This window comes from Buttiauxella gaviniae (assembly GCF_040786275.1).
GTDB classification, from domain to species: domain Bacteria; phylum Pseudomonadota; class Gammaproteobacteria; order Enterobacterales; family Enterobacteriaceae; genus Buttiauxella; species Buttiauxella gaviniae_A.
In genome coordinates this window covers 4,355,849-4,377,868 of record NZ_JBFMVT010000002.1, presented here as the reverse complement: position 1 = coordinate 4,377,868, position 22,020 = coordinate 4,355,849, and the positions used below count along the sequence as shown (strand labels likewise).

The following is a 22,020-nucleotide window of genomic DNA, read 5'->3' as shown; positions in this document are numbered from 1 at the left end:
TGGTAATCTACGAACAATTCACGAAAAAGACTTTTCCGGCAGTGCTCTGCCATGATGATGACGCTATGCAAAATACAAAACCCTCAATCACCTCATTATTCTCCCAGTTAGATGGGCTAATGCTGCGCGACAAGCAACGCTTCTCCCGTCGCATTCACGGCGCAAAGAAGGTGAAAAATCCTGAATCGCAGCAGGCCGTGTTTGATTCTCTGTCTCAGGAGATCGAAGCGGCATCCGGTAAGGTCCTGCTTCGTGAAGCGTCTCGCCCGAACATTACCTACCCTGAAAACCTGCCTGTCAGCCAGAAAAAACAGGACATTTTCGATGCTATTCGCGACAACCAGGTGGTTATCGTCGCGGGTGAAACCGGCTCGGGGAAAACCACGCAGTTGCCGAAAATCTGCATGGAGTTAGGGCGCGGAATTAAAGGCCTGATTGGCCACACGCAGCCGCGCCGTCTTGCCGCGCGAACCGTTGCCAACCGAATTGCCGAAGAGCTGCAAACGGAGCCGGGCGGTTGCGTCGGGTATAAAGTGCGTTTTACTGACCACGTCAGCGAAAACACCATGGTCAAACTGATGACAGACGGTATTTTGCTTGCTGAGATTCAGCAAGACCGTCTGCTGATGCAATATGACACCATCATCATTGATGAAGCGCACGAACGCAGTCTGAACATCGATTTCCTGCTCGGTTACCTGCGTGAGCTTTTGCCGCGCCGTCCTGACCTGAAAATTATTATTACTTCTGCGACCATCGACCCGGAACGCTTCTCGCGCCATTTCAATAATGCGCCCATCATCGAAGTTTCTGGCCGAACTTATCCGGTAGAAGTGCGCTATCGCCCGATTGTGGAAGATGCCGACGATACCGACCGCGACCAATTGCAGGCGATTTTTGATGCGGTCGATGAGCTTGGGCATGAAAGTGCCGGAGACATCCTGATCTTCATGAGCGGCGAGCGCGAAATTCGCGATACCGCTGATGCGTTAAACAAACTGAATTTGCCGCACACCGAAGTGCTGCCGCTGTATGCGCGCCTTTCAAATAGCGAGCAAAACCGCGTCTTCCAGTCACACGTCGGGCGTCGCATTGTGCTGGCCACCAACGTCGCTGAAACCTCGCTGACGGTGCCGGGCATTAAATACGTTATCGACCCCGGTACCGCGCGTATCAGTCGCTACAGTTATCGCACCAAAGTGCAGCGCCTGCCGATTGAACCGGTTTCGCAAGCCTCTGCCAACCAGCGTAAAGGCCGCTGTGGCCGCGTTTCTGACGGGATCTGTATTCGCCTCTATTCCGAAGACGATTTCCTGTCACGTCCGGAATTTACCGATCCGGAAATTCTGCGCACCAACCTGGCCTCCGTTATTTTGCAGATGACGGCGCTCGGCCTGGGCGATATCGCCGCGTTCCCGTTTGTTGAAGCGCCGGACAAACGCAATATTCAGGACGGCGTACGCCTGCTTGAAGAGCTTGGGGCGATCACCAGCGAAGCCGATCTTAGCGTCTATAAACTCACGCAGCTTGGCCGCCAGCTTTCACAGCTACCGGTCGACCCGCGCCTGGCGCGTATGGTGCTGGAGGCGCAGAAATTTGGATGTGTGCGTGAAGTGATGATTATTACCGCTGGCCTGTCGATTCAGGACCCGCGCGAACGCCCGATGGACAAACAGCAGGCGTCCGACGAAAAACATCGCCGCTTCCACGATAAAGAATCTGACTTCCTGAGCTTTGTGAATCTCTGGAACTACCTCGGCGAGCAGCAAAAAGAGCTGTCGTCTAATCAGTTCCGCCGCCAGTGCAAACTCGACTATCTGAACTACCTGCGGGTGCGTGAATGGCAGGATATTTACACCCAACTGCGTCAGGTGGTGAAAGAACTCGGCCTTGCGATTAACAGTGAACCGGCTGATTTCCGCTCGGTGCATTGCGCCTTGCTGACCGGTTTGCTTTCTCACATTGGCCAGAAAGATGCGGATAAACAGGAGTATACCGGCGCGCGTAATGCCCGTTTCTCCATCTTCCCAGGCTCCGGCTTATTTAAGAAACCGCCAAAATGGACGATGGTCGCCGAACTGGTGGAAACCAGCCGTCTGTGGGGGCGCATTGCGGCGCGTATCGACCCGGAATGGGTGGAACCGCTGGCGCAACACTTGCTGAAACGCTCGTACAGCGAACCGCACTGGGAGAAATCGCAGGGCGCGGTGATGGCGACAGAAAAAGTCACACTCTACGGTTTGCCGATTGTGGCTGCCCGCAGCGTTAACTACAGCCAGATTGACCCGGCGCTATGCCGCGAGCTGTTCATCCGTCACGCGCTGGTGGAAGGCGACTGGCAGACGCGCCACGCGTTCTTCCGCGACAACCTCAAACTGCGCAATGAAATTGAAGAGCTTGAGCATAAGTCCCGCCGCCGCGACATTCTGGTGGACGACGACACGCTGTTTGAGTTTTACGACCAACGCATCGCTCACGACGTCATTTCTACCCGTCACTTTGATAACTGGTGGAAAAAGGCCAGCAAAGAGACGCCGGATCTGCTCAATTTCGAAAAGAGCATGCTGATAAAAGAGGGCGCGGAACAGGTCAGCAAACTCGACTATCCGAACTTCTGGCATCAGGGCAATCTCAAGCTGCGCCTGACCTATCAGTTTGAACCGGGCGCAGACGCCGATGGCGTAACGGTGCACATTCCGCTGCCGCTGTTAAACCAGGTCGAAGAGGCCGGTTTTGAATGGCAGATTCCCGGCGTGCGCCGTGAACTGGTGATCGCGCTGATTAAGTCATTGCCTAAACCGGTGCGTCGTAACTTTGTGCCGGCACCCAACTACGCAGAAGCATTCCTGGGCCGCGCCACGCCGCTTGAACTGCCGCTGCTGGAAAGTCTGGAACGTGAGTTCCGCCGCATGTCGGGCATCACCATTGACCGCGAAGACTGGCACTGGGATCAGGTGCCCGATCACCTGAAAATGACTTTCCGCATTGTCGATGAGCACAACAAAAAACTCAAAGAGGGCAAAGACCTCACCGAGTTGAAAGGCGGCCTGAAAGATAAAGTCCAGCAAACGCTCTCGGCGGTGGCGGACGATGGTATCGAACAAAGCGGTCTGCATATCTGGAGCTTCGGCTCGCTGCCGGAAAGCTACGAACAAAAACGCGGTAACTACCGCATGAAGGCCTTCCCGGCGCTGGTGGATGAAAAAGAGAGCGTGGCTATCAAACTGTTTGATAACCCGCTGGAGCAGCAACAGGCGATGTGGCGCGGTTTGCGCCGATTACTGCTGCTGAATATTCCCTCGCCGATTAAATACCTGCATGAAAAACTGCCGAACAAAGCCAAGCTCGGTCTGTACTTTAACCCGTACGGCAAAGTGCTGGATTTGATCGACGACTGCATCTCATGCGGCGTAGATAAGCTGATTGCCCAGGCTGGCGGCCCGGTGTGGAGCGAGGAGGGCTTCGCAGCCCTGCATGAAAAAGTCCGCGCTGAACTTAACGATACCGTGGTGGAAATTGCGAAGCAGGTCGAACAAATCCTCACCGCCGTGTTCAATATCAACAAGCGGCTGAAAGGGCGCGTGGATATGACCATGGCGCTGGGATTGTCGGATGTAAAAGCGCAAATGAGCGGGCTGGTTTATCGCGGGTTTGTGACCGGCAATGGTCACAAACGCCTGGGTGATACGCTGCGTTACCTGCAAGCCATTGAGAAACGCCTCGAGAAAATGGCGGTCGATCCCCATCGCGACCGTGTGCAAATGCTGAAAGTGGAGCATGTTCAGCAAACCTGGCAGCAGTGGCTGAATAAACTGCCGCCAGCGCGCCGCGTTGACGACGACGTGCAAGAGATTCGCTGGATGATTGAAGAGCTGCGCGTCAGCTTCTTCGCTCAACAACTCGGGACGCCGTATCCGATTTCTGACAAGCGTATTTTGCAGGCGATGGAGGCGATCACCGCTTAACGCTATTACGTGCCATCCGTCATTTCCGGCGGATGGCACTACGTTTATCCGCCCTACAAATTCCCGGTCATTAACGGTTTTGTCGATCGGGTAAGCGTAAGCGCCACCCGACGTTGCCCCTTCAACTTTCCTTAATCCTCACCGAATACCATACTCCTTGAGCGGTCAATTTCTGACCGCTTCACTGAGGTGTTCTCATGAAACGACTAGCTAATAAAGTTGCCATTGTCACCGGAGCCAGCTCAGGCATCGGGTATGTCACCGCCAAACTCTTCGCTTCGGAAGGGGCGAAAGTGGTCGTGGGTGCAAGGCGCGAAACCGAACTTGCACAATTGGTTGAGGAAATTAAGGCTGCCGGAGGCGACGCCGTCGCGGTTACCGGTGATGTGCGCGAAGAAACCTATGCCCGAGCGCTGGTGGCGAAAGCGGTGGAAACATGGGGGCGTCTGGATATTGCGTTTAACAACGCCGGTACGCTAGGCGAAAACGGCCCGAGCACCGACGTTTCCGCAGAAGGGTTTGCCGATGCGCTGGCTATCAACCTGACCGGCGCATTTCTCGGTGCGAAGCACCAGATAGCCGAAATGCTCAAGCACGGCGGCGGGTCGGTTATCTTTACCTCAACTTTTGTCGGCTACACCTTCGCTTTTCCGCAGGTCGCCTCCTACGCTGCCAGCAAAGCCGGATTAATCGGCCTCACGCAAGCGTTAGCCTCCGAATACGGCCCGCAGAATATCCGCGTCAATTCCGTATTGCCGGGGGCGGTGGATACCGATATGTATCGCGATAAAAATGCCAGCGAGGAAGCACAGGTGTATATGGCCGGGCTGCATGCCCTTAAACGTGTTGCCAGGCCTGAAGAGATCGCTTACGCAGTATTGTGGCTGGCCTCGGATGAAGCCTCGTTTGTGACCGGCACCGCCTCTTTGGTCGATGGCGGCGTTTCAATTAACGGAGCATAGCCCGTTTCCCTGTGAAGTGAGTCCTGGGCGGGTAAGTGCGATTGCCACCCGCCTCAAGTTTTCTATTTAGCTGCCAACAGACACAGTTTTAACGCCACATTATAAGAGGCTTCAAACGCCCGCAGCGGTAAAAATTCAAACTTAGAATGGAAATTATGCGCACCGGTGAAGAAGTTCGGGGTTAATAACCCTTTTGCTGATAATGCTGCCCCGTCAGTGCCGCCGCGCATAGGGATGATCTTAGGTTCAATATTCAACTCTTTCATCGCGTCAAAAATTAAATCAATAGCCCGGCGGTCATCTTTGATCGCATTACTGATATTGCTGTAAGTGTCGCTGATGAAAATATCGACTTTCGCGGTAGGATGCTGTGAAGCAATTTTAGCCGCGACATCGCGAATGTGTTGTTTACGCTGCTCAAACATCTGCGAATCAAAATCACGGATATTAGCTTTTAATATCGCTTCATTTTGCGTGGTATGCATCCCGTTAAACCAGATATAACCTTCGCGGCCTTCGGTGTTTTCCGGCGTTTGGTTTCTGTCGAAATGGCTGATGAAATCGTGCGCCATTAATAACGGATTAACTAATACACCTTTGGCAGACATTGGGTGCGCCGTTACGCCTGTAAAACGAATTTCTGCATGAGCGGCATTAAAGTTTTCGTAGACCACTTCGCCTAATTCGCAACAGTCGATAGTCCAGGCGAAATCGACATCAAACCGTGCAAGGTCGAGCGCTTTTGCGCCACACAAACCAATTTCTTCGTCCGGCACAAACGCCACAACAATATCGCCATGCTTCATGTCAGGCGTCAGGTTTTCCAGCAGCGTCATTACCACGGTCACTGCCGCTTTATTATCTGCGCCCAGCACGCTGGTACCGTCGCTAAAAATAATATCCTCGTTCGGATAAGCGAGAATTTCCGGATGTTCGGCGGTGCGCAGCCAAATGTCTTTTTCCTGATTAAGGCACACATCCTCGCCGTTAAAGCGCAGCACCTGCGGGTAAATATCCGGCGAAAGGCCGACATCGACGGTATCAATATGCGTGATAAACCCAACGCGTGGCGCACCGACGACATTGCCTTTTTTGACCGCGGTGACGGTGGCGTGGTCGTCAATCACCACATCATCCAGCCCCAGCTCGCGCAACTCTTGTGCCAGTAGTTGCGCCATTTCATGCTGGCCGGGGGTACTTGGCAATGTGGTGGCTCCAGCCTGGCTTTGGCTAGTGATGGCCAGATAACGGAAGAAGCGCTGCGTTAATTGGCTTGCAAGTTGCGATGACATTATTACCCCTTGGCTGGATATATTCGTTTGTTTGTAATCGACATTTAATGTTATTTATTAAGCTGCGTTATACAAGCATTATTCTGGGTGAAAATTATAAATAAAAGGGCAGGCATGAAAACTTCCATCACAACGAAAACCACAAAGCTCGCATTGATAATAGCCGCGCTGACAGTCAGTTCCACTGTCGCGGCAAAAACTCTGGTTTATTGTTCCGAAGGTTCGCCGGAAAACTTTAACCCGCAGTTATATACTTCAGGCACAAGCGTAGATGCCAGCGCCGTGCCGGTTTATAACCGTCTGGTGGATTTCAAAGTGGGCACCACTGAGTTACAGCCAAGCCTCGCAGAAAGCTGGGACGTAAGCGACGATGGTAAAACGTATACTTTTCATCTGCGCAAAGGGGTGAAATTCCAGAGCAATAAATATTTTAAGCCAACCCGTGATTTTAACGCTGACGATGTGATTTTTTCGTTTATGCGACAGAAAGATCCGAAACATCCTTACCATAATGTTTCCAACGGAAACTATTCCAATTTTGAAAGTCTCGAATTTGGCAAATTAATTACCGCGATTGATAAAGTGGACGATAATACGGTTCGCTTTACCTTAACTCACCCAGAAGCCCCCTTTATTGCCGATTTGGGATGGTATTTCGCTTCGATTCTTTCCGCTGAATATGCGGATGCCATGCTCAAAGCGGGCACGCCAGAGCGCGTCGATATGGACCCGATTGGTACCGGGCCGTTCCGCCTTGCGCAATACCAAAAAGATTCGCGCATTCTGTTTACCGCGTTCCCGGAATACTGGCAGGGCAAAGCCAAAATCGACAAACTGGTCTTCTCCATTACCCCTGATGCGTCAGTTCGCTTCGCAAAACTTGAGAAAAACGAGTGTCAGGTAATGCCTTTCCCCAATCCGGCGGATCTGCCGCGTATGAAGGAAAACGCCGATATTACGCTGATGCAAAAAGCGGGGCTCAACACCGGGTTCCTGGCGTTTAATACCCAAAAAGCCCCGACAGATAATGTGAAAGTACGCCAGGCGCTGGCGATGGCGATTAATAAACCGGCGATTATTGAAGCGGTATTCCGCGGCACCGGTACAGCGGCGAAAAACCTGCTCCCGCCGGGCGTATGGAGCGCCGACGATACGCTAAAAGATTACGAATACGACCCGGAGAAAGCCAAAGCGCTGCTAAAAGAGGCGGGTTTTGCGGATGGCCTGACAATCGATCTCTGGGCCATGCCGGTTCAGCGCCCGTACAATCCGAACGCCAAACGCATGGCTGAGATGATTCAGGCCGACTGGGCGAAAATTGGCGTGACGGCAAAAGTCGTCACTTACGAATGGGGCGAATATTTAAAACGCGTAAAAAGCGGGGAACACCAGGCGGCGCTGATGGGCTGGACCACCGCAACGGGCGATCCGGATAACTTCTTCGGCCCGCTGTTCACCTGCCGTTCAGCAGATGGCGGTTCCAACTCGGCAAAATGGTGTTATCAGCCGTTTGATAAGCTGATTCTGGAGGCACGCACCTCAAGCGATCATGAAAAACGTGTGGCGCTGTATAAAGAAGCGCAGCAAATGATGCATGACCAAATGCCTGCGGTGATGATCGCGCATTCGACGATTTTCGAACCGGTGCGTAAAGAGGTGACCGGCTATGAAGTCGATCCGTTTGGTAAGCACATTTTCTATCAGGTAGATGTGAAGTAACTGAATGTGAGGGCCGTAGGTCGGGTAAGCGTGAGCGCCACCCGACGTTAATATGAAACGGGTGCCACTTAGCACCCGTTTTTTTTGGCTTATTTCGCGTCTGGCAATGCGTACGCAATAATGTAATCGCCGCGGTCAGGAGACTGACGTGCGCCCCCGGCATTGATCACAATATACTGTTTGCCTGTTTTCGGTGACACATAGGTCATTGGGCCGGACTGGCTGCCCACCGGCAGACGGGATTTCCAGATTTCTTTACCGTTGGCGGTATCAAACGCGCGCAGATAAAAATCCTGGGTACCGGCGAAGAACAGCAGGCCGGATTGCGTAGACAGCGACGCACCGAGCGTAGGCATCCCGATAGGGATCGGCAGATGCATACGAATACCCAGCGGGCCGGTGTCTTGCACTGTACCAACCGGTACCTGCCAGACAACTTTCCCTGATTTCAGGTCAATCGCCGACATGGTGCCAAACGGTGGTTTCTGGCACGGAATGCCGAGCGGCGATAGGAAACGCTCGCGCATCGCGCCATACGGCGTGCCGTCCATCGGAACAATACCCATCTCGATACCGCTGGCATTTTTCGCCACATTGGCGCGAGGCACCATGTAGTTCGCAAGCCCCAGACGCATATCGTTAACAAACATCAGGCTGTTATTCGGGTCAACGGAAACGCTGCCCCAGTTCATGCCGCCGAGCGAGCCAGGATACTGCAACGAGCGATCGAGGCCCGGTGGCGTATAAACACCTTCGTGGCGCATTCCTTTAAACTCGATGCGGCAAATCAGCAGGTCGATTGGCGTTGCGCCCCACATATCCGACTCTTTAAGCGTTTCGTTGCCAATCATTGGCATACCGACAGAGTACGGCTGGGTTTTCGAATAGCGTTCGCCTTCAACATTGCCTTGCGGAACAGGGCGTTCCTCCACTTTCGCCACGGGCTCGCCCGTTTCGCGGTTGAGCATGAAAATCATGCCCTGCTTGGAGGTCTGCACGATGACCGGCGTGGTGGTGCCTTTGCCATCGGGCAAATCGTACAGCAGCGGCTGCGACGGTAGATCGAAGTCCCAGAGATCGTGGTGAGTGGTCTGGAAATGCCAGCGAACCTGGCCGGTTGCCGCGTCTACAGCCACAATAGAAGAGCTGTATTTATCGTCTTGCGCAGTACGTGTTCCGCCGAAGAAATCTGGCGTGGCGTTGCCGGTTGGCAGGTAAATCAGCCCCAGTTTAGCGTCATAAGACATGGCTGACCAAACGTTAGGCGTACCGCGTGTGTAAGTCTGGCCTTCAGGCGGCAAGCCGGTAATCGCCGGGTTACCCGGATCCCACGCCCATGCCAGTTTACCGGTGTGCACATCGTAGGCGCGAACCACGCCCGGAGGCTCGCCGGTGGAGAAGTTATCCGCCACGCGGCCACCCACTACAACCACATTACCGGCGATCAGCGGAGTAGACGTTTGCTGGTAATAACCCGGTTTCACTTCGCCCATACCCGCTTTGAGATCGACCGTACCGCGATCGCCAAAGTCTTCGCACAGCTTGCCGTTATCGGCGTTAATCGCCAGCAGGCGCGCATCAGTAGTGGGCAGGAACAGGCGGCGAGGGCAAGCCATCGGCTGAGCCGGTGCGGCAAGGGAGGCAGCGGCCTGTTGAGTCGTCTCTTCGAAATAGCCTAAGCCGCGGCAGCGCTGCCAGTTTGGCGCGGTTGCGTGGCTATCAAAGCGCCATTTCTCTTTACCGGAATCCACGTCCAGCGCCAGCACTTTGCTATACGGCGTGCAGACGAATAAGGTGTCGCCAACTTGTAACGGCGTGTTCTGATCTTCCGCGCCGGAGCCGTTGCTCTGGGGAATATCACCGGTATGCGCCACCCAGGCAACTTTAAGGTCAGACACATTGCCTTTGTTGATTTGATCCAGGGCCGCAAAACGGTCGCCGTGGGTGGTATTTCCCCAGTGCTTCCAGTCTTTTTGCGCGTCACCCGGTGCGACAGGTTTTACCGGCACCTCTTCGCTGGCGGTGACCTGAACCTGCGGCACAAACATCCAGCCTGTGCTCACCAGCATGCAGACTGCGAGCAGGGCGGCAATGCCATATGCTGGCGCTTTGTTTACCGGCGCTGAACGCTTCGTGGCACGTAAAACAGGCCAGGCAATAGCGGCGAGAAACGCCAGCACGGCGAAGGTAAACAGGCGCGAGAAGAGCGGCCAGAAATCCCAACCGGCATCGCTGATCGCCCAAATTATTGAACCGATGAATGCCAGACCATAAAGCACCAGCCCCGCCGTGCTCTTTTTCAAAATCAAAACCGCGCTGATAAGCATCACAATGCCCATCACCAGGAAATAACCTGAGCCGCCGAGCGCGACTAAATAGGCCCCGCCAATACCTATTGCGAGGCCAATCAGTGCCATTAGTCCGCCGAGAACCCACAGCAGCCCTAATGCCAGGCCGCGTGGGGGTGTGTAACTTGCCATAACTTTCTCCTGTCGAAGCGTGTTCCTTTACTTCTTTATGATAAAACCCGATAACGAACCAAATGGTTAATAATGGGCTTATCATAATCTTCAGTTATGGTATTGCAAAGTTGTTAATGAGAAATCTCGCATTTATTGCAAATGAGTAACAGAGACGCGGAGGGAGGTCGGGTAAGCGTCTGCTACCCGACAAGGGCTGGTTGAATAGCGGTGTATCTAGGCGATGCGTTTGTTATCGGGAGCCATACTACGGCTAACCTTCACTGGAACGGATTTGGACGTCGGCGTGCCCGTTCCATCTCCGACACTCGCCAGAGGAACCAATGGGTTCGTTTCCGGGTAATAAGCCGCGAGATTACCCCGTGGAATGTGATAAGAAACGACTTTAAAGCCGCTGACTTTGCGCGTAATGCCATCATTCCAGACGGTTTCAATATCGACTAAATCGCCGTCTTGAAGGGCCAACGCCGCCAGATCGTCTGGATTAATAAACAGCACTTCACGCTGCCCGTAAACCCCGCGATAGCGGTCATCCAGGCCATAAATTGTGGTGTTATATTGGTCATGAGAGCGCAACGTTTGCAGGGTAAACGGCGCATCCAGATCCCCAAAAAGAGAGGCAGGGAGCGGGGCTGAACTGAACTCGGCTTTGCCACTTGGCGTGTTAAACCGCAGTTGCGCCGCCGCATTTCCCAGATAAAATCCGCCGGGTTTTTCACACTGCTGATTAAAATCAGCAAAGCCTGGCACCGTGGCGGCAATATGGTCGCGGATCAGGTTGTAATCATCGGCGAGCGCCAGCCAATCCAGCTTTTCACTGCCCAGTACCGCATGGGCAATCCCGGCAACAATGGCCGTTTCCGAACGCTGCGTCTTAGCAATCGGTTTGCCGACGCCTTCCGAGGCGTGCACCATGCTGAACGAGTCTTCCACGGTGATAAACTGCCGTCCGCTGGCCTGCAAATCCTCTTCGGTGCGTAGGGTTGGCAGAATGAGCGCGGCTTTACCCGGCACCAGGTGGCTGCGGTTAAGTTTGGTGCTGATATGCACCGTCAGGCCGCAACGTTGCAGGGCTTCTTCGGTGCGTGGGGTGTCCGGTGCCGCCGCCGCAAGGTTTCCACCGAGTGCAATCAACACCTTAACTTCATCGCGCCGCATGGCCGCGAGGGCTTCAACGGTGTTATGCCCACGCGTGCGAGGCGGTTCAAAATCGAAATGCGCCGCGAGGCTATCCAGTAACGCCGCCGTGGGTTTTTCATCGATACCCATGGTGCGGTTGCCCTGCACATTACTGTGCCCGCGAACCGGGCACAGCCCCGCGCCGGGTTTGCCGAGATGGCCGCCCAACAATTGCAGGTTGACGATCTCGCGCACCGTATTGAGCGAATGCTTATGCTGCGTAATGCCCATTGCCCAGGTGCAAATCACACGTTCGGCCTGCTGCCAAATGGCGGCGGCATCACGTAATTGCTGTTCGCTTAAACCCGACTGATGCGTAATGTGCGCCCAGGTGGTGGTGTCGATTTCGGCAAACCACGCATCCACGCCGTGGGTATGCCCGGCGATAAACTGTTCATCAAAAATGCCTTTTTCGCCAAGGGCTTGTCGCTTGCGATGCGTTTCAAGCAGCGCTTTAGCCATCCCGCGGATAGCGGCCATATCGCCGCCCAAATTCGGCTGGTAATAACAGGTGCTGATGGTGCCCGCCAGCGGAGTGACGACTTCGAGCGGTTTTTGCGGATCGGCAAAACGCTCAAGGCCGCGCTCGCGCAAAGTATTGAAGGTGACGATTTGCGCGCCGTTTTCTGCGGCGTGGCGCAGGCTATGCAGCATACGCGGGTGATTGGTGCCGGGGTTCTGGCCAAACACAAAATGGCGTCGGCTTTCTCAAAATCATTCAGGTGAATGGTGCCTTTCCCGACGCCAATGCTGCGCTTGAGGCCGCTGCCGCTGGCTTCGTGGCACATATTCGAGCAATCAGGGAAGTTGTTCGTCCCGACCATGCGGCCAAAAAGTTGATACAGATAAGAGGCTTCGTTGCTGGCGCGACCCGAGGTATACAGCTCCATCTGGTCTGGATTATCCATCGCCTGAATGTGTTGGGCGACCAACGTTAGCGCATCGTCCCAGCTTATCGCTTCGTAATGGTCTGTCTGCGGGTTATAGCTCAGCGGCTCTACTAGTCGCCCTTGATATTCAAGGAAATAATCGCTTTGCTGGTAGAGTTGGCTCACGCTGTGTTGAGCAAAAAATTCGCGATCGATAAAGCGGCGCGTGGCTTCCCACGTCACCGCTTTTGCGCCGTTTTCGCAGAAACTAAAGGTACTTTTATTGTCATCGCCCCATGCGCAGCCTGGGCAGTCAAACCCTTTGGCTTTATTCATGCGCATTAAATTACGCAGGTTTTTGAGGGCATGTTTACTGTCGATAACAAAACGGGTTGTGGCTTCAAGAGAACCCCAGCCGCCAGCCGCAGCGTGATAGGGTTTGATGGCAGATTTAAATTTCATAAACAGAAGTCGTGTCCTTAGAGGCGACCGCACGCGGTTACGCCATGTGTCATTACAGTAAGTTTACTCCTGTTTAACATTGATGTAAGCCTTAGTGATTATATGGATAAATGTGATCTGTATAACTCTTCACCAATAATTTGTTACCCAAGCCACAAAACCGCAAAGCGCCACTCAACCTTTTATCTCTCCAGGCCGATGAAAAACCTACGGCAATATCCCTACACATAAAGAGAATCCAAGGACATGGCTACTGCAAAAAATTCCCCGCAAGGGGCTATACGTTTCTGGCACCACATTCGGCTGGTGCCGCTGTTTACTTCCATTTTGGTTGGGATCTTAGTTCTGTTTGCTTTATGCGTTGGTCTGGCGGGCTATTTTTTAATCCAGAGCGACAAAGCGCTGCAAAACGTCACCAATGAAATTCAGGTGCGTATCGGGCTGTCGGAAAGCTCAACCAACCTGCGCAGTGCCCGTCTGAACATTATTCATGCCGGGGCGGCAGGCCGCGTGGCGGACATGGATGATATGAAATTTAATATCGCCGAAGCCGACAGGCTCATTAAGCAGGCCCAGACCAGCTTCGATATTTATATGGCGCGAGCAGATAAAGTGGCTGAAGGGGACGCGCTGGATACCCAGTTGCGCGCTCGCTTCACCGAGTACCTGGAAAAAGGCATGGCGCCGATGATGAAATATGCCAAAAACGGCATGTTTGAAGCGATCATCAATCATGAAAATGAAGAAGCACGCAAGCTGGATGCCGAGTACAGCAAAGTGTTAATTCAGGCGGCGCAGATACGCAGCGACCGTGCGATTGCCTTAAAAGAGCAGGCTCAGGCGCGAACGCATGTAAGCGTGATGGTCATGGCGGGGGCTTTTGCCGTGGCACTGCTCCTGACGCTGTTTACCTTTATCGTGCTGCGCCGCGTGGTGATCCACCCGCTACGACAGGCCGCCACGCGCATCGAACATATCGCCCAGGGGGATCTCACCCTTGCACCGGACGTTTTCGGCAACAGTGAGATCGGCAGACTGAACCAGAACTTGCAGGATATGCAGGCGTCGCTGGTGAATACCGTCGGGGAAGTACGCCAGGGCGCGGAGGCGATTTATCAGGGAACCAGTGAGATCTCCGCCGGAAATACCGATCTATCATCGCGCACCGAGCAGCAAGCGGCGGCTATCGAGCAAACCGCCGCCAGCATGGAACAGCTAACCGCGACGGTGAAACAGAATGCCGATAACGCCCATCACGCCACCAAACTTGCACAAGAAGCCTCGCATAAAGCCAGCGACGGCGGGCGCATTGTCTCCGGTGTGGTGAGCACCATGAATGATATTTCGGCAAGTTCGAAGAAAATCTCTGAGATCACGGCGGTCATCAATAGCATTGCTTTCCAGACGAATATTCTGGCGCTCAATGCGGCGGTAGAGGCGGCGCGGGCGGGGGAGCAAGGCCGTGGTTTTGCGGTGGTAGCCAGCGAAGTCCGCACGCTTGCACAACGCAGCGCCCAGGCGGCAAAAGAGATCGAAGGGCTTATCAGCGAGTCCGTATCGCTGATTGATAACGGCTCTAAAGAGGTGGCGCACGCCGGGGATACCATGACAGATATCGTCGGCGCAGTAAGGCGCGTGACCGATATTATGCAGGAGATTGCAGCGGCTTCAGACGAGCAAAGCCGTGGCATTCAGCAGGTAGGGCTTGCGATAAACGAGATGGATAACGTCACGCAACAAAACGCCTCCCTCGTTGAGGAAGCCTCAGCGGCGGCGACATCGCTAGAAGAGCAGGCGGCGCGGCTAACTGCGGCTGTGGGTATTTTCCGTTTAAACCAGCCGCAACACAGTGCCGTGAAAAAAGCGGTGGTACCTAAGAAAACCCGCGTTGCTTTAGACGAGGACACGAGTTGGGCTTCGTTCTAAGTATGGCTTTTTACTCGCCATTTTCCTGTTGTATTGGCTACGCTTTTTGTGGACCCATAAAAATAACTGATACCCACAATAATTCGAGTTGCGGGAATGCGAACTAGCGTAGCCAACGCATCAGCAACGTGAAGTATGAAGGGTATTTACAAGGAAAATGTAATGACCTGCAAACACACGTTACTCAAATTAAGCTCTCTGGCCGTGGCTGTAGGGTTAGCCGCGCCGGTTTGCGCATTCGATTCATTGACGGTATTTGGCGACAGCCTGAGCGATACCGGAAATAACGGGCGCTGGACGTGGAACAGCGCGCAAAACAAACTCTACGATGAGCAACTTGCTGACCGTTACGGATTGCAGCTAACGCCTTCCCGGGCGGGCGGCAGCAATTATGCCGCAGGGGGCGCAACAGCCGTGCCGCTTCTTAATCCGGCTGATAATACGCAAGATCAGCTCGCGCAATGGTTCAGCCAGACAGGCGGTAAAGCCGATGCAAATGGTCTGTATATCCACTGGATTGGGGGTAACGATCTTGCCGCCGCCGCGATTCAGCCAGCGCTTGCGCAGTCCATTGCCGCTAACAGCGCCACCAATGCCGGTGCGCAGGTGGGTAGACTCCTGGATGCGGGGGCGGGGCTGGTTGTGGTGCCGAATGTGCCAGACATCAGCGCAACACCTTTGCTGCTGGAATCCGTGCTGACGGTAGGGCTTGGCGCTGCCGCGACGCCGGCGATACAGGCGGCTTTCGCGTCGCTTAATGCAGCGCAGCCAACGGATCTCGCCCGCCGCCAACAGGCGATTCATCAGGCGTTAACCGCCGCCGCATCGGTGGTCAGCAGTAATCCGTTGATTCAGCAGGGCATCGCCGCTCAACTGATAGCCGCCTACGATACCGCCGCGCAGCAGGCCTCCGCACTCACAACGTACTACAACAATACGGAAGAGAGTGCGCTCCTGCAGCATGGCGGGAATATTGCGCGGGCGGACATCAACGGTATCTTCCAGGACATTCTGGCAAATCCGCAGGCGTACGGCCTGACCAACACCGTGGGTATGGCTTGCCCGCCGGGCGTGGGGGCGAATGAATGTTCTTCCTCAACGCCAGGTTTCAGCTCCGCCCAGGAATATCTCTTTGCCGACCATCTCCATCCTGGCCCGCAGGTGCATACCATCATCGCGCAATATATTGAAGCGATCGTTAACGCCCCTGTGCAGGTGTCGTACCTGAATCAGGGGACCCAGGCGATGATTCGCGGAAGTCGCGCCACGCTTGATGGCCGCTATCAGCAGCTTCGCCACGGCGATAACGCGGTCGGTTCAACAGGCGTTTTTGGCGGCTATAGCGGCGGGTATCAGCGTTTTGATGGCAATCACACTTCGGGGGATGGCAACGGGAATACCAATAATCTGGCGCTTGGTGTGGATTATCAGCTAAATGACTACCTTCTGGTGGGCGGGCTGATTGCGGGCTCGCTCGATAAACAGCGCCCGGATGATAATTATCGCTATGATGCGAAAGGTTTCCAGGCCGCTTTATTCAGCCATTTGCGATTCGGGCAGGCATGGCTGGATAGCGACGTTCATTACCTGACGGCCGATTTTGATAACATTCAGCGCAAAATCACGCTCGGGCAGCTAACGCGCACCGAAGAGGGGGATACAAACGGTAAATTGTGGGGCGCTCGCATGACCGTAGGCTACGATTTCCCGGTGACCAACTGGCTGACCACCGGGCCAATGCTGCAATACGCCTGGGATTACAGCCATGTTGATGGTTATAGCGAAACGGGCAACAGCACAACCGCCATGCGTTTTGGCGATCAGAATGGTCATTCACAAATTGGCAGCGCAGGCTGGCGATTGGATACCAATCTGGGCATCGTCAATCCGTGGGTGCAGGTGAATTATCGCCATCAATTTGGGGATGATGTTTACGGCGCCAATGGCGGCCTGAAATCGACGGCGCTTACCTTCAGTCGTGCGGGAGAAACGCAGGATAAAAACTGGGTAGATTTCGCCGTCGGGGCTGATATGCCGCTTTCCAGTACCGTGTCTGCTTTTGCCGCCGTCGCGCAAACCGGCGGTCTGAGTGACGGCAACCAAACCAGCTATAACGTGGGGCTCAGCGCGACGTTCTGAGTTTAAATACACCCGTTACACTGTAACGTTAACAGTGTAACGGGTGAGGTTTTACTCCTCTTCCAGCCGCAGATTCAGCATCTCAATCTCTTCACGCCACTGCTGCTGTAAAGCGGGTTTTTGGTGGCTTTGTTTACGGGCTAAATCCTGGGCAAGTTTTTCCTCAAGATCCACCAGCCGTTCCAGCCAGGTCTCCATTTCGCTATGCGTGGTTGATTGCGCAATGGCTTGAGTCTGTTGCGAAGGCGGTAACGCATCGCCTGTGTTATCCGTAATCAGCCGCGCATAAAGGCCCTCCAGAGAGTGCCATTCGCTCAGCTCGCCGTTATCAATCAGCCAGAAGCGGTTGCAGCTTTTCGCGATTAACGTTCGGTCATGCGTCACCAATAACACGCCGCCTTCGTAACTTTGCAGCGTTTCCGCCAGCGCCTCTTTGCCTTCCATATCCAGATGGTTGGTCGGCTCATCCAGCAATAACAGAGAATAACGGGCAAGCGTCAGCCCAACGAAAAGCAGCCTGGAGCGCTCGCCGCCGCTTAACGTACTCACCTTTTGCCCGTGACGCAGCCATGCAAATCCGGCGCTGATTAACGCCATTTTGCGGTCACGCTCGGTCAACGCGGCGAAAGGTTCGAGCGCTTCGAGCAGCGTGTCGCCATCGCGTAACTGGTGTAGCGTCTGGTCGTAATACCCCATATTGACGCGTCCATGCAGGCGAATCGCCTTTTCATCCTGCGGCTGCCGATAGTGCTGCCACAGCAAACGTAGCAGAGACGATTTTCCACACCCGTTACGCCCAATGATCGCCACCCGATCGCCACTTTTCACGCGGTTCAGCGGTAAGGTAAACAGCGGCGGGCAATCTGGTGCAGGCCTGACGGCAAGGTTTTCCATCTCCAGCAATCTGTCTGCGGGTAACGCTTCACCTTTCAGAATCAGTTGCCACTGATTTGCAGCACTCAGCTCGGTTTGGCTGTCTTTTAACTTGTCTACGCGCTTTTCCATCTGCTTGGCTTTGCGGGCGAGGTCTTCGTTATCGTAAACGCGGCCCCAAATCGCCAGCCGTTTGGCGCTGGCGGCAATGCGGTCAATTTCCTTTTGCTCCGCCTGGTGGCGATGGGCATCCGTTCGGTCACGTTCAACTAACGCAGCGCGTGCCGCAGAGCAGGGCAACTGGAAGAAACTTAGCCCGCGGTCGCGTAAAATCCACGTTCCGTTGGTGACGTTATCCAACAGATGTTGATCGTGGGAAACCAGCACAAAGCTGCCGTTCCAGTTACGTAAAAACTGCTCAAGCCACAGCAAAGTCGGCAAATCGAGGTGGTTACTCGGCTCGTCTAATAGCAGAAGATCGGGTTCGGTAATCAACGCGCGCGCCAGTAATAATCGCGTGTGCTGCCCGCCGCTTAACGTTCCGGCGGTGAGCTGGCATGCGGATTCATCAAAACCCATGCTGGCAAGAAGCGCCTGCGCTCGCCAGCCATCGGTATGCTGTTGTGCCACGCTTAATTTTGCCATCACCGCGTCAAGCAGGGTCAGTGAATGCAAATCTTCAGGGAGATGCTGTTCGACACGCGCGAGAAGGCAGTGATGCGCCCGCGTCACGTTGCCACTATTGGGCGAAAGCGTGCCATCAAGCAATTTCAGGAGGGTACTTTTCCCACAGCCGTTGTGGCCGATTAAACCCAGGCGATCGCCTTTTTTCAGGGTAAAGGTAATGTCTGCCAGCAGAGGGCCGAATGCGGTATCAAGGCTAAGAGATTGTGCGGTTAATAATGTGCTCATTGTTGCTTACTCAAGAGTTACAGGCGTTAAAACGCCTCGTCAAATATGGCTGACGATAACCCGGTAAGCCCGAGGGAAGGGATTTAGTGGTTTGCTTCGCTCAAGCCGGATTATCGCAGGGCGATATCGATAACGCTTGAGCTATGACGATCGCCAAAAGTCTGCGAAATAAACAACATTTCACAAAACAGCATGGGATCCTCCTTATATTCAGTTAGTTTATAGGTGCGGAAATCCTGGCAGAAAAGATCACTAAATTCCAGCTACCGATTTCTTCCCTGAGCGTTTCGGCACAAAATAAAATCATACAGGCACAACATGCGATTGCGGCGCACTTTACATTGGTGACTCTTACCCAAATCGAGGAAAAACAATGAAAAGAGTCGCAATCTTGTCTGCTAGTATTTTGGCTACATTGAGTTTTAGCGTTTCGGCGGCGTCAGCTTTCACCGTCAGCAGCAGTGATATTTCGCAGGATAAACCCTTAACCGAGACTCAGGTTTTCCAGGGCTTTGGCTGTAGCGGGAGCAATATTTCGCCGCAACTGGCCTGGAAGAATCCCCCGGCAGGTACAAAAAGTTTTGCGGTCACGGTTTATGATCCGGATGCGCCAAGCGGCAGCGGCTGGTGGCACTGGACGGTGGTGAATATCCCGGCTGAAACCCGTACCATTCCTGCCGGAGCGGGTGATGCAGCAAAACCTAAATTGCCTGCTGGCGCGGTTCAGGGGCGCAATGATTTTGGGTATGCTGGATTCGGCGGCGCATGCCCTCCGGCGGGCGCTAAAGCGCATCGCTATCAGTTTACCGTTTGGGCGCTGAGTGCCGATAAACTGCCAATAGACATGAATGCGAGCGGGGCGTTGGTCGGCTTTATGCTGAACAGCAATGTGATTGCCAAAACACAATTAACAGCAACATACGGACGATAAAAGGCGGCTAACACGGTGCAGGATTTACATTTTCAGCATAACCATTTGACCACGGCGGAAGTTTACTCCAGCCAGAAGCACCGTTTGCATCGTGTTAAGCTTTTTTCGCCCGCCATCTGCCATATTACCCAGGGCAGCAAAATCGTTATCCAGAGTGAAAACCGGCTGGTCGCCACGCCCGAGGAGCTGATTATTATTCCGGCCAATACCGAATTAGAGATTGTTAACCAACCTGCGCAGGGTTTATTTCGATCAGACTTATTGCTGCTCTCCCCTGAATTATTAACGGTATTTAAAACGCATTATATTCAGGATTATCCCGCCGCGCGGCTCACTTCGTTATGTGCCCCAATGAGCCGGGGGATGGCGTTTATGTGGGATAATTTGCTCGACGCCGTCCGTCAAAAATTACCCGCGAAATTGCAAGAGCATCAGGCTTTAGGCTTATTACTCGCGCTGTATCATGACGGCCTGGCAGGGCCGCTTCTGATTGAACGGCGGTACACTCTGACGGAGCAAGTGCGCCAGATAATAATGATGTCACCGGCAAAAGTGTGGACGGCGCAAGAGATTGCCGGGCATCTCTCACTGGGTACTTCGACGCTTCGCAGGCGGCTGCAACAGGAGTCCCAGAGCTATCGGCAAATTATTGAAGAGGTGCGTATGTCCTACGCATTATCTCAGTTACAAACCACGGCCTTGCCCATCGGCGAGATTGCCGCGCGCAGCGGGTATCTTTCAAGCTCGCGATTTACCGCCCGCTTTCGCCAGCATTATGGGTGTTTGCCGAAAAATGTACGCTAGCCGTGGCTGCGTACATTAATCAATATCAGAAAGGTAAAGGGCGCGGCTGCGTTTGCAGGGTTATCCAGCGTAACTCGGTAAATTCATGGACGCCCGCAAGTCCGCCAAAACGGCCGTAACCTGAATCTTTGACGCCGCCAAAGGGCATTTGTGCTTCATCATGCACTGTCGGGCTGTTGATATGGCAGATCCCGCTTTGAATGCGGCTGGCGATATTCCATGCGCGAGCGACATCGCGGCTAAACACGGCGGCAGATAACCCCAGTTCATTGTCATTGGCGATAGCGACCGCGTGATCGTCGTTTTGTGCGCGGATAATACTTTTCACCGGCCCAAAAGATTCTTCATGATAAATACGCATTTCCCTGGTGACAAAATCCAGCACAGTGGCGGGCATCAGGGTTGAATCCGCTTTGCCACCGGCAATAATTTTTGCTCCTTTAGCCAGCGCGTCATCAATCAAATCATTGCAGCGGGAAACCGTCTGCACATCAATCACGGCTCCCAAAACGGTTGGGCCAAGACGTGGGTCGCGGCAGGGCAAACTGGCCGCTTTTGCGGCAAATTTTGCGGCAAATTCATCGGCAATAGTTTTATCGACCACAATGCGCTCGGTAGACATGCAAATTTGCCCTGAGTTAGCAAAAGCCCCGAACGCGGCACAATTCACAGCCAGCTCAATATCTGCGTCATGCAGAACCAGCAGCGGCGCTTTGCCGCCCAGCTCCAGCACCACCGGTTTGAGGTAACGGGCACAGGTTTGCGCGATGATTCGCCCGACATGCGTTGAACCGGTAAAATTCACGCGGCGCACCGCCGGATGGGCAATCATGGCCTCCACCACGGCCGGAGCATCTTGCGGGGCGTTGGTGATGAAATTGACTACGCCCGCGGGGAAACCAGCTTCGCACAGGGCATCAATAATCAGGCCATGGGTGGCAGGTGAGATCTCCGATCCTTTTAACACCACACAGTTTCCGCATGCCAGAGGCGTTGCGATAGCTCGTACACCCAGTATCACCGGCGCATTCCACGGCGCCATTCCCAGCACTACGCCTGCGGGCTGGCGAACAGCCATTGCCAGATTACCCGGTACATCAGAAGGGATCACTTCACCGTTAATTTGTGAGGTGAGGGCTGCGGCTTCACGTAATATTCCGGCTCCCAAATGAACATTAAATTCTGCCCACTGCGCCGACGCGCCGGTTTCTGCGGCCATTGCTGCCACAAATTTGGCCTGTCTGGCTTCCAGGGCGTGAGCGGCTTTGAGAAGCAAATCACGGCGCTGATTTGGCCCGGTTTGTGACCAACTTACAAATGCTTTGCCTGCGGCTTCAACCGCTGAGCGGGCGTCATTAACGCTTGCCGCTGGGGCAATCGTGGCAACGTGCTCGTCGAGCGGATTGCGGCGCTCAAAGATCGCATGGTTTTGAGCGTCAACGGACAGTCCATTGATTAACATAGAAATAGAGACAGGGGATGGGTTCTGCATAGGGCACCTCTTTTA

At 54.0% G+C, this 22,020-nt stretch carries 11 protein-coding genes and 1 pseudogene; 7 read left to right on the top strand and 5 right to left on the bottom strand.

Annotation, left to right across the window (positions count from 1 at the left end; genetic code table 11):
• The first annotated feature begins 65 nt into the window (after positions 1 to 65).
• Both hrpA and AB1E22_RS20620 read left to right on the top strand, forming a co-directional pair.
• Positions 66 to 3,965 (top strand): ATP-dependent RNA helicase HrpA, encoded by a 3,900-nt coding sequence (hrpA, locus tag AB1E22_RS20625; protein WP_367597422.1) that lies wholly within the window; start codon positions 66 to 68, stop codon positions 3,963 to 3,965.
• 197 nt (positions 3,966 to 4,162) lie between these two features.
• The gene (locus AB1E22_RS20620; RefSeq protein ID WP_367597082.1) at positions 4,163 to 4,927 is read left to right on the top strand and encodes an SDR family oxidoreductase; all 765 of its coding nucleotides are present in this window, start codon (positions 4,163 to 4,165) and stop codon (positions 4,925 to 4,927) included.
• Between the two features lie 62 nt (positions 4,928 to 4,989).
• Here the strand turns inward: AB1E22_RS20620 and pepT are convergent, their stop codons facing one another.
• Positions 4,990 to 6,219, bottom strand: a complete 1,230-nt coding sequence (pepT, locus tag AB1E22_RS20615; RefSeq protein ID WP_367597081.1) for a peptidase T — start codon at positions 6,217 to 6,219, stop codon at positions 4,990 to 4,992.
• 114 nt (positions 6,220 to 6,333) lie between these two features.
• Here pepT and AB1E22_RS20610 point away from each other — a divergent pair, with 114 nt between their 5' ends.
• Positions 6,334 to 7,938, top strand: a complete 1,605-nt coding sequence (locus tag AB1E22_RS20610) for an ABC transporter substrate-binding protein (protein WP_437178399.1) — start codon at positions 6,334 to 6,336, stop codon at positions 7,936 to 7,938.
• Positions 7,939 to 8,027: 89 nt separating this feature from the next.
• Here the strand turns inward: AB1E22_RS20610 and AB1E22_RS20605 are convergent, their stop codons facing one another.
• A complete protein-coding gene (locus tag AB1E22_RS20605) occupies positions 8,028 to 10,418 on the bottom strand; it encodes a glucose/quinate/shikimate family membrane-bound PQQ-dependent dehydrogenase (RefSeq protein ID WP_367597080.1) in 2,391 nt (796 codons plus the stop codon).
• Between the two features lie 216 nt (positions 10,419 to 10,634).
• Positions 10,635 to 12,928 (bottom strand): annotated as a pseudogene (locus AB1E22_RS20600) (FdhF/YdeP family oxidoreductase).
• 246 nt (positions 12,929 to 13,174) lie between these two features.
• On the opposite strand from AB1E22_RS20600, the gene AB1E22_RS20595 reads away from it, so the two are divergent.
• On the top strand, positions 13,175 to 14,854 hold the full coding sequence (locus AB1E22_RS20595; RefSeq protein ID WP_367597079.1) for a methyl-accepting chemotaxis protein: 1,680 nt from the start codon (positions 13,175 to 13,177) through the stop codon (positions 14,852 to 14,854).
• 162 nt (positions 14,855 to 15,016) lie between these two features.
• Positions 15,017 to 16,993, top strand: coding sequence for an autotransporter outer membrane beta-barrel domain-containing protein (locus AB1E22_RS20590; RefSeq protein WP_367597078.1), 1,977 nt, complete (start codon positions 15,017 to 15,019; stop codon positions 16,991 to 16,993).
• 51 nt (positions 16,994 to 17,044) lie between these two features.
• Here AB1E22_RS20590 and AB1E22_RS20585 read toward each other — a convergent pair whose 3' ends face one another.
• Positions 17,045 to 18,778 carry an ABC-F family ATP-binding cassette domain-containing protein gene (locus AB1E22_RS20585; RefSeq protein WP_367597077.1) on the bottom strand — a complete coding sequence of 578 codons (1,734 nt, stop codon included), beginning with the start codon at positions 18,776 to 18,778 and terminating at the stop codon, positions 17,045 to 17,047.
• A 373-nt stretch (positions 18,779 to 19,151) separates the two neighbouring features.
• On the opposite strand from AB1E22_RS20585, the gene AB1E22_RS20580 reads away from it, so the two are divergent.
• Both AB1E22_RS20580 and AB1E22_RS20575 read left to right on the top strand, forming a co-directional pair.
• The gene (locus tag AB1E22_RS20580; RefSeq protein WP_367597076.1) at positions 19,152 to 19,709 is read left to right on the top strand and encodes a kinase inhibitor; all 558 of its coding nucleotides are present in this window, start codon (positions 19,152 to 19,154) and stop codon (positions 19,707 to 19,709) included.
• A gap of 15 nt (positions 19,710 to 19,724) precedes the next feature.
• Complete coding sequence (locus AB1E22_RS20575; protein ID WP_367597075.1) at positions 19,725 to 20,513, top strand: helix-turn-helix transcriptional regulator; 789 nt, start codon at positions 19,725 to 19,727, stop codon at positions 20,511 to 20,513.
• A 25-nt stretch (positions 20,514 to 20,538) separates the two neighbouring features.
• On the opposite strand, the gene AB1E22_RS20570 is transcribed toward AB1E22_RS20575, so the two are convergent.
• The gene (locus AB1E22_RS20570; RefSeq protein WP_367597074.1) at positions 20,539 to 22,005 is read right to left on the bottom strand and encodes an aldehyde dehydrogenase; all 1,467 of its coding nucleotides are present in this window, start codon (positions 22,003 to 22,005) and stop codon (positions 20,539 to 20,541) included.
• Positions 22,006 to 22,020 lie beyond the last annotated feature (15 nt).